At 53.4% G+C, this 12,545-nt stretch carries 16 protein-coding genes and 1 pseudogene; 10 read left to right on the top strand and 7 right to left on the bottom strand.

The genetic code is table 11. The features are described 5' to 3' along the window. The first annotated feature begins 14 nt into the window (after positions 1-14). A complete protein-coding gene (locus F3J36_RS01680) occupies positions 15-788 on the top strand; it encodes a helix-turn-helix transcriptional regulator (protein WP_166718713.1) in 774 nt (257 codons plus the stop codon). A gap of 111 nt (positions 789-899) precedes the next feature. On the opposite strand, the gene F3J36_RS01675 is transcribed toward F3J36_RS01680, so the two are convergent. Then, complete coding sequence (locus F3J36_RS01675; RefSeq protein WP_247653130.1) at positions 900-1,733, bottom strand: LysR substrate-binding domain-containing protein; 834 nt, start codon at positions 1,731-1,733, stop codon at positions 900-902. Positions 1,734-1,918: 185 nt separating this feature from the next. Here F3J36_RS01675 and F3J36_RS01670 point away from each other — a divergent pair, with 185 nt between their 5' ends. Continuing rightward, on the top strand, positions 1,919-2,245 hold the full coding sequence (locus F3J36_RS01670) for a gamma-glutamylcyclotransferase family protein (protein ID WP_166718712.1): 327 nt from the start codon (positions 1,919-1,921) through the stop codon (positions 2,243-2,245). Positions 2,246-2,423: 178 nt separating this feature from the next. Here the strand turns inward: F3J36_RS01670 and F3J36_RS01665 are convergent. Further along, a pseudogene (locus tag F3J36_RS01665) lies at positions 2,424-3,784 on the bottom strand (esterase-like activity of phytase family protein). Between the two features lie 287 nt (positions 3,785-4,071). Here F3J36_RS01665 and F3J36_RS01660 point away from each other — a divergent pair. From F3J36_RS01660 to F3J36_RS24295, 6 genes are all read left to right on the top strand, one after another. Next, a complete protein-coding gene (locus tag F3J36_RS01660) occupies positions 4,072-4,653 on the top strand; it encodes a LuxR C-terminal-related transcriptional regulator (protein WP_166718711.1) in 582 nt (193 codons plus the stop codon). 229 nt (positions 4,654-4,882) lie between these two features. Beyond that, the gene (locus tag F3J36_RS01655) at positions 4,883-5,395 is read left to right on the top strand and encodes a GNAT family N-acetyltransferase (RefSeq protein WP_021506315.1); all 513 of its coding nucleotides are present in this window, start codon (positions 4,883-4,885) and stop codon (positions 5,393-5,395) included. A gap of 275 nt (positions 5,396-5,670) precedes the next feature. Next, positions 5,671-5,838, top strand: coding sequence for a general stress protein (locus F3J36_RS01650; protein WP_021506316.1), 168 nt, complete (start codon positions 5,671-5,673; stop codon positions 5,836-5,838). Between the two features lie 185 nt (positions 5,839-6,023). Continuing rightward, positions 6,024-6,221 carry a hypothetical protein gene (locus F3J36_RS01645; RefSeq protein ID WP_031279223.1) on the top strand — a complete coding sequence of 66 codons (198 nt, stop codon included), beginning with the start codon at positions 6,024-6,026 and terminating at the stop codon, positions 6,219-6,221. Then, positions 6,221-7,006 (top strand): hypothetical protein, encoded by a 786-nt coding sequence (locus F3J36_RS01640; RefSeq protein WP_166718710.1) that lies wholly within the window; start codon positions 6,221-6,223, stop codon positions 7,004-7,006. Before F3J36_RS01645 ends, F3J36_RS01640 begins: the two co-directional genes overlap by 1 nt. Before the next feature lie 78 nt (positions 7,007-7,084). Further along, the gene (locus F3J36_RS24295; RefSeq protein WP_256378226.1) at positions 7,085-7,207 is read left to right on the top strand and encodes a hypothetical protein; all 123 of its coding nucleotides are present in this window, start codon (positions 7,085-7,087) and stop codon (positions 7,205-7,207) included. Positions 7,208-7,252: 45 nt separating this feature from the next. Here F3J36_RS24295 and F3J36_RS01635 read toward each other — a convergent pair whose 3' ends face one another. Continuing rightward, positions 7,253-9,604: a phosphoketolase gene (locus F3J36_RS01635; RefSeq protein ID WP_166718709.1), complete on the bottom strand. Its 2,352-nt coding sequence runs from the start codon at positions 9,602-9,604 to the stop codon at positions 7,253-7,255. A 282-nt stretch (positions 9,605-9,886) separates the two neighbouring features. Here F3J36_RS01635 and F3J36_RS01630 point away from each other — a divergent pair, with 282 nt between their 5' ends. Further along, entirely contained in the window at positions 9,887-10,186 is a 300-nt protein-coding gene (locus F3J36_RS01630) for a hypothetical protein (RefSeq protein ID WP_176428071.1), read from the top strand. Between the two features lie 193 nt (positions 10,187-10,379). Next, on the top strand, positions 10,380-10,580 hold the full coding sequence (locus F3J36_RS01625) for a hypothetical protein (protein ID WP_088515891.1): 201 nt from the start codon (positions 10,380-10,382) through the stop codon (positions 10,578-10,580). Positions 10,581-10,611: 31 nt separating this feature from the next. On the opposite strand, the gene F3J36_RS01620 is transcribed toward F3J36_RS01625, so the two are convergent. The 4 genes from F3J36_RS01620 to F3J36_RS01605 form a co-directional block, all read right to left on the bottom strand. Next, positions 10,612-10,878: a biofilm development regulator YmgB/AriR family protein gene (locus tag F3J36_RS01620; RefSeq protein ID WP_166718708.1), complete on the bottom strand. Its 267-nt coding sequence runs from the start codon at positions 10,876-10,878 to the stop codon at positions 10,612-10,614. A 53-nt stretch (positions 10,879-10,931) separates the two neighbouring features. After that, a complete protein-coding gene (locus tag F3J36_RS01615) occupies positions 10,932-11,222 on the bottom strand; it encodes a hypothetical protein (protein WP_021506324.1) in 291 nt (96 codons plus the stop codon). 164 nt (positions 11,223-11,386) lie between these two features. Beyond that, positions 11,387-11,632, bottom strand: a complete 246-nt coding sequence (gene ycgZ / locus F3J36_RS01610) for a regulatory protein YcgZ (protein WP_021506325.1) — start codon at positions 11,630-11,632, stop codon at positions 11,387-11,389. Positions 11,633-12,106: 474 nt separating this feature from the next. Beyond that, the gene (locus tag F3J36_RS01605) at positions 12,107-12,292 is read right to left on the bottom strand and encodes a general stress protein (RefSeq protein ID WP_072209941.1); all 186 of its coding nucleotides are present in this window, start codon (positions 12,290-12,292) and stop codon (positions 12,107-12,109) included. Between the last annotated feature and the right edge of the window lie 253 nt (positions 12,293-12,545).

Raw genomic sequence — 12,545 nt, 5'->3', positions numbered from 1 at the left:
GACCCTAATCTGAAATGCCAGGTAGTATAGATAAAGCGCCAAGACATGAAGCATCCACAGGCTGGTCCGGCACAGCGATTAGCTATCAGCGAGGAGAAACCGATCCTCCTCATCATCACCTTGAAGGGCAACTCCTCTATGCAACCAGAGGCGTGATGCTGGTCGAAACGGAAAACAACCGCTGGGTTATCCCCCCTCAGCGTGCATTGTGGCTACCACCTCTGCAGATACATAGTTACAATCTGCTGTCTCACACAGATCTCAGGGCCATCTATTTCAGTGGCAGCCTTATCGCGGAATGTACAAATTTTGCGAAGAGTGACCAGGTGCATGTCATTACGGCTACGCCACTGGTGAAAGAACTGATAACCGGTCTGTTCAGTGATAACTACAACAGACCGAGCCAGCGGAAAATGGCTCTGTTGCTTCTGGAAATACTCAGCGAAGCGCCTTCTCTGACTGCGGAACTTCCAATGCCACGTGATGAGCGATTATTCTCTGCGGCCAGAGAACTTGTGGTAAATCATCGCTGGGAAATACCACTGAGCGATCTGGCTTTTATCGCGTCAATGTCTGAACGTACCTTTTCGCGATTGTTTATTAAGGATACGGGTTTTAGTTTCAGAACCTGGAAGCATAGAGCAAGAATTTATGCTTCGTTAGATCTTCTTGCGAATAACATCCCTATCAAACAGGTCGCTTACAAGCTTGGTTTTTCATGTCCGGCTGCCTATACCGCTGCTTTTCGTTCCATCCTGAATGCAACGCCGCGCGATTATTTGCCTTAATCTATGAATCAATGCCTGCTTCTTGCTCCAGGCAAACATTTTTCCTGAGAGTCAGTCCGCTTCGCCCTGTGAGTTCAACGGGTCGATGCAACGCTATACTTAAAATCTCTCTTAACCTTTCTTCAGGCCAGTTTCTTCAAAGAGCCATTGTTTTAAAATTTGTAATTTAAATGAATCACGATTATCCGGGCGATAAACTAAATCGTATCCCCGCTCAGCCTTAAGTTTGTATTGCGGAAACGGAACAACCAGCCTGCCCGCTGCGACATCATCTGCAATCAGCACACTGCGTCCAAGAGCCACCCCTTCACCTCGTATGGCAGCCTCCGTCGCCATACTGCCCAGGGTCCATAAAGGGCCCTGATGGCAGCGGGGATTTTTTTCCCCGGCCATGTCAAACCACGCCTCCCAGTTCACCAACATTCGGTATTCATGAAGAAGAACGCAGTTGGAAAGTTCCTTAACGTCTGTCAGACCATTATGTTCTTTCAGATAACCCGGGCTACAGACCGGGGTAACCGTTTCATCAAGGATACGTTCAGACAAAACGCCACGATAATGGCCAGTGCCATAACGAATGGCCGCATCTGTCTGACCATCATTGAACTCTACATTAATGTCAGTCACATCCAGTTGAATATCTAATTCAGGATATTGCTGCCTGAATCGACTGAGGCGCGGGGCCAGCCATTTACTGGCAAAAGAAACCGTTGTACTGATACGCAAAATCCCTGCTGGACTCATCCCACGCAAGCGCCCGGATTCCCTCATTAGCTCACCCAGAATACGGGTAACCGCATGGTGAAATTCCGCCCCTTCCTGCGTCAGGATTATTTGTCGGGTCAGTCTGAAAAAGAGCTTACATCCCAGATGATCTTCGAGTTTCCGTATTTGCCGGCTTATCGCGCCATGCGTTACGTGCAACTCAGCAGCCGCCAGCGTCATGCTGGAAAGGCGAGCAGTGGCTTCAAAAGCGCGCAGAGTCTGCAATGGAGGGAGGCGATCAAATATCATACGCGTGATAATAAATCACGCATATTGTGAGAACAAATGATTTGTCAGGGCAGAGACCGAAAATCAAAATTAATAGAAACAACGTCATCATTTTCATAACGATAATCGGAGGCGCGATGGATAGTTTATTTGTTTACGGGACGCTGGGTCCTGGCCGACCTAATGCGCATATTCTTGAAAATATCGGGGGTACATGGCAGGAAGGCCACGTTGGCGGGTCTTTATCAGATAAAGGTTGGGGTGCAGAAATGGGTTATCCAGGAATCGTATTGGATGATTCAGGTAATCGTGTGCAGGGTTTTCTGTTCACGTCAGCCAATTTACCTGTTCACTGGCACATACTCGATGAATTCGAAGGTGCTGAGTACCAACGCGTGCCGGTCGATGTCACGACAGCGTCCGGGCAGACGGTAACATCATGCATCTATATGCTCAAAGCCTAAACCATTATATGCTCAAAGCCTAAACCATGGCCCTGCTATGAGGGGCCATATAAAGGCTAAAGCATGTACCCTCATCTTAAACCCGGTCCGCGATGACCTCCCCGATGAAGCAAGGGGGGGCATTCAGCCTTTGGCGTTTTCGTGCTGGCACCGGTGTTCAGCGCCAGCACGGCAGCCTCTAGGGTTGCAGCGGTTCCGCCAGCGTTATGATAAACAACTCACTGTCCGAGCTGGCTTTATCCAGCGGCTTCACGCTGATGGTGGTGGCAACCGGCTTATCATCTACCGTCAGCTTCCCCTGGTCGTTGACCCGATAATCCTTGCGCTTCTTACCTTCCACCGGATTTTGCAGCACCATTTTCACGCCGAAGTCATTGTCATTGATGACCGCCAGCGTGTTGCTGTCGATCAGCGCCAGCCCTTCGGCCTTCTCCTGCTGCCAGCCGAGTTGACGCAGATCCACCACCCGCGTTTTCGTTGCCAGCACGATGCCGCGCTGCGCCAGCGTTTTGGCGTCGTCAAACTCCGGATAGTCACCGGCCTTATCGAATGCGGCCAGATCAGTGGCCTGGCTGAGATCCACCTCATAGATAAGGTTACGCATCGCGTCGTCTTTGTCGCTGCCCTGCTCAATCAGCAGGATGTGCTGATTATCGATCGCCACGATATCGCCAATTTTCGCGTCGCTGTTTTTACTGTACGCCTCGCTGTCGATAGGGTAACCATACATCGCGGTTTTCCCGGTGGCCGGATCGAAGCTCACCAGGCGGGTAAAGCGTGCCTGCTTTTTACTTTTCCCGTTGATATCCAGCGTACTCTGCACCGCGGCGATGATGCGTCCATCCGGCATGCGCGTGATCCCTTCAAAGCCACGATTTGGCTGGCGCCATTTAAGAACGTTCGGCAGGCCACCTGCGATCGATTTTTCCCCTTCCATGGCCTGCGGCCCGTGAATCGCCAGAATCCTGCCCTGCTTATCAACGTTAATCAGGAACGGACCATACTCATCGCACAGCCAGTATCCGCCCTTCCCGTCCAGCGTAATGCCTTCCGTATCCAGACCCCGGTTATCGCCCTGCAGCACGTGCAACTTATCGCTTAGCGCGATCTCATTGGTTGACCCGATGACGCCATTCTGCAGCGGCAAGCCGTTAATATTGCCCTTTGCGTCGTGCAGCGGTCGGGCGTCCGTCGCCTGCGCTTTGCCGTTCTTCACCTGGATATTCATCAGCAGCGGCGCGAAATCCGGCGTGACGAAAATTTTCGACTCCTGTTACCCATGTCAGGCGAGTCGGCGTTCGGTCCGCGATCGGTGACGGTCACAAAGTTGAGCGTATCTCCCTGCCTGCCGGTAAACAGCAAACCGGAACCGATGCCTACCGGCAAACCCTCCGGAAACGCGCTGGCGAACGCACCGCTGTAGCTGACGCGCGTCCCCTCAGGAAAAGTGACGCTATAGTGTTCGGTTGGCGGCTGCGCCGCCAGCGTGGATAACGAGAGGGTACAACCGAGAATCAGGGGAAGCGTTTTTCTTTTCATATTATTCATGTCCATACAGAGGAGCTGACACCCTAAAGATTAAAAATGACAGGAAAATGAAATGTCAGAGCAACAGTGGCGGCTGACATCATCCCGGGCGTTCTCCCCGGTTCACCACCGTACCGGTTTTGCTTCATTCATCAGAAACCAGCTTGCCTGTTGTCCCCCTGCAGCTCAGCCATCACAGACATTTCTCAGCCTTTTCCTACAACCTGACGCAGGCCGTCTGATATCGGCTCAGCGCGGTTTCCGTTCAAATGGGTTAACCGCGAGCACAGGAGGAAACAATGCTGAACATCTTCACTATGGATAGCGACCGCTGGATTACGGAAGGTCTGCGCCTCTACTTTTCCGGGCAGATGATAAGCTGCCTGACGCTCACCTCACCGGATGACCCGATCCCTACCGGACGCGGGCGTAACGTGGTGATCAGCGAACTGCATTTTGCCAGTAAAAATCTGGAAGAGACGCTGCGTAGCCTGCTGCTGATGCAGCTCAAAACACCGGGCATCGAGCTGGTGATTCTCACCGACATCAGCGATGAAGCCGTGCTGAATTACGTGGCACGCCACCTGAAGAAAGCGCTGATCCTGAGCAAAAAATGCCCGCTGGCGACACTGGTCAGTGCGGTGCTGACACCAGAAAACGTTGCCGCCGTCGCCGTACCGCACGGCAACGCCGATGTGCTGACCGAGCGCGAGTTCACGTTGCTGCGCTGGCTGGCGGGTCCGCGCCGCATGACGGAGATCGGGCATGCGCTGCACCTCAGCAATAAGACCATCAGCCACTACAAGAACACCATCTCACGCAAGCTGGGCTGCAAAAACCATATGGATTTTTACCATCGCCTCACCAGCTACGGCTTTTAATTCGCGCCTCCCGCCTCAATTCTGGATGTTCAGCCCGCTGGACATCCTGCGCCTGCCTCCTTTCCTGTTAAAAAAATCAAGACATTCAGCCAACTTCCTTACCGCAAAAGGGATGACACCCGGTTTGATTCGCGCATAATGACGGGTCACCTGTACGGGCAGGATGCCCGCTGACACCCCCACTCTGCCGTAACGCAGGATAAAACATAAAAACTGAAGGAAGACTGGCATGGAATTCACCATACGCAACGCGCAGCCTGATGATGCCGAACTGCTGCATCAGCTGGGGCGCATGACCTACAGCGCCCACTTCAAACATATGTGGGTATCCGAAGCCGAGCTGGATGAATTCATCGATAAAGAGTACGGCCTGGCCGAGCTGCGCAGCAGCCTGGTGGCGCCCAACGAAAGCTGGCTGATTGCCGAAACCAACAAACCCATCGGCTTTGCCAAAGTGACCTGGAACACGCCGGTACCGGACTCCGGCATGAGCGGTGCCCAGCTGAATAAGCTCTACCTCAATCCGCAGGAAACCGGTAAAAACTATGGCCGGCGCATGTTCGAAAGCATTATCCACGCCGCGCGCGATAAGCAGGAAGGCTATCTGTGGCTGGAAGTGATGGGCGAGAACGTGCGCGCACGCAAATTTTATGAAGCCTTTGGCATGCAGCACATCAAAGACATTCCTTTTATTACTGCTTCGCAGCAGAGCATCCTGCAGATTTTAGGCATGGTTATTTAGCGTGGCTCACGGCGCCGGGTCAGCTGTCTGGCCCGGCCGGTTGGGTGCACTGGAGTGTTTCATTTTATTACTTCACCGCCGCAAAAGTTTTAAATAAGCGCAGCGACAGCGCAGAATTATTGTTATTTCAACAAACTAAGATAAAAAATAAAAATGCCCTTTTTATGCGCCGTCACGCTTGCAGAAATAGCACCAGCGATTAGTATTAAATACGCAACACGCACATGACAACGCAACAACGTCATGTTATTTATTACTCATGAAGAGGATATATTATGACTCAGCATCGAGGCGGTTCAGGTAATTTCGCAGAAGATAAACAGAAAGCATCAGAAGCCGGTAAAAAAGGCGGACAGCACAGCGGCGGCAACTTTAAAAACGACCGCGAAAAAGCGTCCGAAGCCGGTAAAAAAGGCGGTCAGAGCAGCAATCGCGGCTCGTGATTTGCCGGCCAGCACAGGATGAGGCGGCCATGGCGCAGGGAGCGCGCCGTACCCCCCGGATTATTGTCTTACCCTGCGCTGAATTTCCTCACGTTTAACAGATAACTCTGAAACCACCTGAATCTGGCAGAAAACGTTATATGATCAATTAACTATTTATTGCCTTACAGGAACAGCCTGACGTGATATTGCGCTATTTTACCTCTCTTTTTTCCAGTCCGGAATCATTACTGCAGGTGATGAGCCGCCAGGATATTCGTGAATCCATTCAGGAAGGTGACCGGATTATTATTGACGAAGACGGTAACGCTTCGGTTAATCCCCTCAGTCCACAGGTACAGCAGGACTTCGCCGATCATATTAAGCGCTTAAAGGATATCTGATGGGAACCGCGATATTTATGGTGCTGATGGTCTGCGGTTACTGGTACACCAGTCGCGATATGTCCAGCCGACTGAAAATAAAACGATCCTTTGGCTGGGACGTCTATTTTCTCATTGCGCTGTACGGCTGCATTTTTGTCGTTCAGGGCGTGGTCGCCACCGGCCTGGTCTGGCTGCTGCTGCTGGCGGCCTCGGCCATCAATAACAGCCTGGCACTGTCTGCCGATCTCCATGCGCGCTGGCACGTTGATTTCATGACCTGGAGTTTTCTTGGCATTCAGGCACCGGTGGTGATCATGCTGGCGTTTGCCGTGCTGTTTTGTGTGTATCGTTCCAATTCCGGCAGCGCGCGGCTGACCGCCGGCAGTCGCAAAGAGCTGTATCAGCGCCTGTCGCGCTCTAACGGTATTGAACAACTGCTGCTGCACTGCATGGAAGAAGGTGAACTGGCCTGGGTCACGCTGAAATCGCGCCGTATCTACATCGGCATGATTCACGCCGCCACCTTTGAATATCCCAGCACCGCCAATATCGTGCTGATCCCGATGCTCAGCGGCTACCGCGATTCGCGCACGCTGAATCTGGCGATTGAGCATAATTACAGCCGCTGGTATCACCAGCACGAGATTAGCTTTGTCTCCAAACCCAAAAGCGCGCTGGAGTTCCGTAAGGTGCTGATGGTCGACCAGATTGAAAGCCTGTCGCTGTTCGATCCGGCCAGCGCCAGCGCACTGGCTATGGGGAAACATCAGCAAACTGAGAAGCGGCAGAATGTTCCGGGCTGAGCCGCACAGCCGCCCTCTACATCCGCGCAGCTGGCAACGGTGGCGCGGGTTCACATGGTAACCGTTAAGGAGTATACAATGACCGATCGTCCCGTTCACGGCGACCAGCCGGATTACGATCCGCGTAAAAACAACCCCGAGCCAAAGCCGAAAGATGACGAAACCAGCGCGCCTGAATCCGGGGATAAACAGGCCGAATAAACCATAAACCGCCTTCTCAGGCGGTTTTTTTTCGCCCGGCCCGGATTAGCCCGGCCACAGCCAGTCACGCACTTCCGGCACGTCTTCACCGTGTTCGCGCACGTAGCGATGGTGCTCCGCGATGCGCTGCTGCAGGTCGTCGAGCAGTTCAGGATGGCGATCGGCCAGGCCCGGCACATGCAAAATCGCCGCCTGCGCCAGATGATAGCGGTCCAGTTCGTTGAGCACCGTCATATCAAACGGCGTGGTGGTGGTGCCCTCTTCGTTGAATCCGTGCACGTGGAAATTGGCGTGATTGCTGCGCTGATAAGTCAGACGATGAATCAGGCTGGGATAGCCATGAAAGGCGAAAATCACCGGTTTGTCGCGGGTAAACAGCGCATCGAAATCCTCTTCCGACTTGCCGTGCGGGTGCTGCTGCTGCGTCTGCAGCGCCAGCAGATCCACCACGTTGACCACGCGAATGCGCAGCGTGGGCAGGTAGTTTCGCAGCAGATCCACCGCCGCCAGCGTCTCCATGGTGGGTACATCGCCGGCGCAGGCCATCACCACGTCCGGCTCGCCGTCATCGCTCGCCCAGCGCCATTCGCCCATACCCGCCTCGCAGTGGGCAATGGCGCTGTCGATATCCAGCCACTGCGGTGACTGCTGCTTGCCGGCGACAATCACGTTGATGCGATCCCAGGTGCGCAGACAGTGATCGCCCACCCACAGCAGGGTGTTCGCGTCTGGCGGCAGATAGATGCGCACGATATCCGCCTTTTTATTCGCCACGTGATCGATAAAACCGGGATCCTGATGGCTGTAACCGTTGTGATCCTGGCGCCAGACGTGTGAAGACAACAGATAGTTGAGCGACGAGATCGGCTGACGCCAGCCCAGCTTGCGCGTCACCTTCAGCCATTTGGCGTGCTGGTTAAACATCGAGTCGACAATATGGATAAAGGCTTCATAGCAGTTGAACAGCCCGTGTCGACCGGTGAGCAGATAGCCCTCCAGCCAGCCCTGACACTGATGCTCGCTGAGAATTTCCATCACCCGACCGTCACGCGCCAACTGCTCATCATACGGTTCGATATCTGCCATCCAGCTGCGGCTGGTGACGTCAAAAACCGGCGTCAGGCGATTCGAGGCGGTCTCATCTGGCCCGAACAGCCGGAAGTTATCGGCGTTGCGCTGAAAAATCGCGCTGAGGTAGTGGCCGAACTGTTTAGTGGCTTCGCCGCGCTGGCTGCCCGGCGCGCCGGTGTCGAGCGCAAACTCGCGGATGTCCGGCGTGTTGAGCGTGCGTCGCAGCCGGCCACCGTTGGCATAGGGCGAGGCGCTCATGCGTTTATCCCCCTGCGGCGCCAGCGCACGCAGTTCCGGCCTGAGCTTACCCGCCTCGTCAAACAGATCCTCCGGCTGATAGCTGCGCAGCCACTGCTCTAACACCTGCCGATGCGACGCGTCTTCGCGACACGCCGCCACCGGCACCTGATGCGCACGCCAGAAATCTTCCACCTTTTTACCGTCCACCTCTTTCGGACCGGTCCAGCCCTTCGGGCTGCGCAGCACAATCATCGGCCAGCGCGGGATCGCCTGCTCAGCCTGGCCGCTGCGCGCCTGCTGCTGACAAGCGGCAATTTTATCAAACGCGTTATCCAGCACTGCCGCCATCTGCTGGTGCATGTCGGCCGGCTCGTGCCCGCAGACAAACAGCGGCTCATAACCGTAACCGCTGAATAGCTGCTGCAGATCGTCATCACTGCTGCGCCCCAGCAGCGTCGGGTTGGCAATCTTGTAGCCGTTCAGATGCAGAATGGGTAGCACCGCACCATCACGCTGCGGATTGAGGAATTTGATGCCGTGCCAGCTGGCGGCAAGCGGCCCGGTTTCAGCTTCGCCGTCACCAATCACGCAGGGTACGATCAGCTGCGGATGATCGAAAACCGCGCCAAACGCGTGCGACAGCGAATAGCCCAGCTCGCCGCCTTCATTAATCGAGCCCGGCGTTTCCGGTGCCGCATGGCTGGGAATACCGCCGGGAAACGAAAACTGCTTAAACAGGCGCTGCATGCCTGCAGCATCTTCACTGACGTGCGGATAGATTTCGCTGTAACTGCCTTCGAGCCAGCTGTTCGCCACCATGCCCGGTCCGCCGTGCCCCGGGCCGCAGACGTACAGCAGATCCACCTCGCGCTGGCGGATGATGCGGTTGAGGTGCGCATAGATAAAGTTAAGGCCGGGCGTCGTGCCCCAGTGGCCAAGCAGTCGCGGCTTGATATGCCCGGGCTGCAACGGTTCGCGTAACAGCGGGTTGGCCATCAGGTAGATTTGCCCGACGGACAGATAATTGGCGGCGCGCCAGTAGCGATCGATCAGCGCCAGTTCATCGGCGGCACTCGGATTGGTCATGCCCTCTTCTCCTTTGGTTAGCCATCAGTTAACCCTAATAGAGGATAGGCGATGCTGCGAGCCAGACGGTATTTCTGCGCTGCCGCTATTAGCCGCTGCGCTTATTCAATCTTTCACGCAAATATAAGCGCAGCGGTAAAAGCTGTACACGTAAATATTTTTTTCATTTTGTGCACTATTTAATGGGTCGTGACCCGCAAAACTGGCGCTTTTTCGCTTTTGGTCTATTGTGCCTTTTACAGGTAATACCAGTAGAAAATAGAAAAATAAAAGGATCCTAAAATGGACTATAAAATGTTCGCTAACCGACTGCAGCAGTGGCCGCAGTTACATTTTACGGCGATTGAACTGCAGCAACGCGAGATGGCCTGCGAGATCTACGCCACGGCGGCTGAGCACCAGACCATGAGCCAGCTGTTTATTTGTCGCGCCAGTGACGAAAAAAATGCACAGGAATTAATCAGACAGTACCGCAGCTGGCTGCATAAATTTAATCTCGGTCGCAGCAGGCGCGATAATTCCCGCCCGCCGCGCAGCGTGTCGGTGAATGTTCCGGGCGCAATAAGCGCAGCGTTAAAATAGAGTTATCGGTGTGCTCAACCATTTTTTAGTTGCATGAATCTGCTTCAGCAGCGTATTACTATTCGCGCAGCGTGATAACACCTGGCAATCTGTCTGACTAATAATCTGTGCCATTTTCACTGACAGCAGAAAAAGGTGTTGGGTTGTTATCACCTGTGCAACACTGTACGGATATACAAGTCCCGGAGGTGACGTGAAACAAGTTAACCGTCCTGCACCGGATCTGTATGCGCTGATAGGCATCGCGGTGACGGAATTTATCAGGGAAGGTAGGGTGTTCAGGATACATGACGTGACGCAGGTGCTGCACACGATGAAAGCTGACGCGCGTGATGAGGATTTCCGGCATCGCTGCGATGCCGCAATAAGGCTACTGGCAGATCTTATGCACTGAACCGATCCCCGCCTGCGCGGGGACCTCTGCGTCAGGCGTCGTCTGGCGTATAACCCACCACAATTTCCAGCGTTCTGCGCAGCACACTTGCCTGCGCTTCATCCTGTGTCGCTTCCAGCGCCATAATCAGACAAAGAATGATGGATTTGTTACTGACGCGGCCTTCACTGGCCAGCACGCTACGAATGATATCATTCAGTACCGCGGCTTCTTCACTCAATGCCACTCCGGCATCGCGAAAATGCGCCGCCAGTTCCGTGTCCGGCAGCTCAGAATAGAGAGAGTGATTCTCCGACATCGTTCTTTTCCCGTACTGTGAGCAATACAGTCAGATTATAATTTAACGGTCAGTTAATGCTTGCGGCTGCCGCCAGCCTGACCGTTGTGGCCAAACAGTGGATGCACGTTATCGCGATCCGGTTGTTCGCCACGCCGCTTTTGTCCAGCCGTCATGCTCGACCGGACTTCATCGATTGCCGTGCGAATCGCAGCTGCCTGCGCATCATCGCTGGCCTGCTGCTGCATAATGTGGAGCTCATCCAGCAACGCCTGGGTGGTGACTGGCCCGGAACGCTGCAGCAGCGTTAACGCCGCTTCGCCGATGATCTCATCAATAAGAGTCTGATGTTCGCTTCTGTTCATATCATAATAAATCTCTGCATGCTGCCTGCCCCAACCGGGAACGCGACAGAAAAACAGCGCCGCTATCCCGCGGCGCGATACAGCCCGTCACAAGTCATACATGCAGTGATACGTTATCAGAATGGCGTTTTCGTGTGTACAACCTGGACGCTTTCGCTTCGCTCTCAGCTTTCGCGCTCAAACAGCAGGCCAATCAGCTGGTGATAGTGGTGCTCTTCTTCCGTGGTAGAAGCGAGCTCCAGACGACGCAGCAGCTTAGTACACAGCGATTTACGGTTCAGATTACGGCCTTCACGCAGGATTTCGACCACGACCTGGCCCAGCGTCTCCTGCTGCGAAGGCAGCGTGGCTTTGCTAAAATAGTTGGCAATCGCCTCGACTGAGTTCGGAGTGTATCCGTTCTGGCGCATAAGTGACTCCCGTTAACATTAAGTTGTCAGAAAAATGTTCTGGCTAAGTTGTACAAGTTTTTCAAAATCTGTACAAGAGGATAAACAACTGAATGGGGGATTTTTGTTGCAAAAAGTGCTACCGAAAAGTTATTAACCCGCGCTTAAAGTGAAATTTTTTAACATCGCCGCTGCCCGATCAGGTCCACATTAATAATGAGTCGCTGGCGTATCGCGTCATTATCAGTTCTACCAAATCTGCCTGTCGCTTATTTCCTCTCGCACTAATAACCGTTACTGCTGGTTGCAGCCGTTGCGCTTAATGTGCACTGCCGCATCTCATTTTTTAGTACCCTGCGGCGCGGCCGCTGATAATATAAAATGCGTGCGGCGCAATGGTTCACTCCCTGAATTGCGCCGCTGCGTTAGCGATTAAGACTGCCTGCATGGCAGCTTAAGGATTACGCTGACTGCATTTACTTTAAAGAAGGCGGTTTAAGCTTCCGCCGTTGCGGTTTTGCCGCGGCGACTCACTTTTCCACCGCGCCTGCCCGCTTCTACTGCCCTTTCAGGACAATTTTTAAAATTCCCGCTGCTGACGCTACCGCCTTTTTTACCCGCTTCGCGAGCACGCTCGGTATTTTCTGCAAAATTACCTGCACCACCACGTCGTTGTGTCATATGTCACCCCATTGATTAAAATAATTAAGCAGTTAAACGACAGAATATCTCCACACAGAAACAATATGGATGGGATTGGCGATAAAACAACATTTAATATGCATATTTGCGCGGGCGAAAAGCCATGCGCAAATGGTTATTTTCACCGCTGCGCTTATAGCGGGTTGCTTGTAAAGATTTTTTTTTCAAACTTGTACAAAATAATTTTAGTGGTATAAAATCAATTAATTAACAAAAGTGTGATCTCCATCAC

Source organism: Pantoea sp. Cy-640, assembly GCF_011752635.1.
In the GTDB taxonomy this organism is placed as follows: domain Bacteria; phylum Pseudomonadota; class Gammaproteobacteria; order Enterobacterales; family Enterobacteriaceae; genus Pantoea; species Pantoea dispersa.
Note: the sequence above shows the minus strand (reverse complement) of the source record. Positions and strands in the feature narration are given on the sequence as shown.

What these genes read in the sequence shown, in the direction of transcription:
- F3J36_RS01620 (WP_166718708.1), bottom strand. Translation starts at nt 10,878, where the DNA reads ATGTCGGAGAATCACTCTCTCTATTCTGAGCTGCCGGACACGGAACTG.
- F3J36_RS01670 (WP_166718712.1), top strand. Translation starts at nt 1,919, where the DNA reads ATGGATAGTTTATTTGTTTACGGGACGCTGGGTCCTGGCCGACCTAAT.
- F3J36_RS01655 (WP_021506315.1), top strand. Translation starts at nt 4,883, where the DNA reads ATGGAATTCACCATACGCAACGCGCAGCCTGATGATGCCGAACTGCTG.
- F3J36_RS01615 (WP_021506324.1), bottom strand. Translation starts at nt 11,222, where the DNA reads ATGAACAGAAGCGAACATCAGACTCTTATTGATGAGATCATCGGCGAA.
- F3J36_RS01650 (WP_021506316.1), top strand. Translation starts at nt 5,671, where the DNA reads ATGACTCAGCATCGAGGCGGTTCAGGTAATTTCGCAGAAGATAAACAG.
- F3J36_RS24295 (WP_256378226.1), top strand. Translation starts at nt 7,085, where the DNA reads ATGACCGATCGTCCCGTTCACGGCGACCAGCCGGATTACGATCCGCGT.
- ycgZ (WP_021506325.1), bottom strand. Translation starts at nt 11,632, where the DNA reads ATGCGCCAGAACGGATACACTCCGAACTCAGTCGAGGCGATTGCCAAC.
- F3J36_RS01635 (WP_166718709.1), bottom strand. Translation starts at nt 9,604, where the DNA reads ATGACCAATCCGAGTGCCGCCGATGAACTGGCGCTGATCGATCGCTAC.
- F3J36_RS01680 (WP_166718713.1), top strand. Translation starts at nt 15, where the DNA reads ATGCCAGGTAGTATAGATAAAGCGCCAAGACATGAAGCATCCACAGGC.
- F3J36_RS01675 (WP_247653130.1), bottom strand. Translation starts at nt 1,733, where the DNA reads ATGACGCTGGCGGCTGCTGAGTTGCACGTAACGCATGGCGCGATAAGC.
- F3J36_RS01640 (WP_166718710.1), top strand. Translation starts at nt 6,221, where the DNA reads ATGGGAACCGCGATATTTATGGTGCTGATGGTCTGCGGTTACTGGTAC.
- F3J36_RS01605 (WP_072209941.1), bottom strand. Translation starts at nt 12,292, where the DNA reads ATGACACAACGACGTGGTGGTGCAGGTAATTTTGCAGAAAATACCGAG.
- F3J36_RS01630 (WP_176428071.1), top strand. Translation starts at nt 9,887, where the DNA reads ATGGACTATAAAATGTTCGCTAACCGACTGCAGCAGTGGCCGCAGTTA.
- F3J36_RS01660 (WP_166718711.1), top strand. Translation starts at nt 4,072, where the DNA reads ATGCTGAACATCTTCACTATGGATAGCGACCGCTGGATTACGGAAGGT.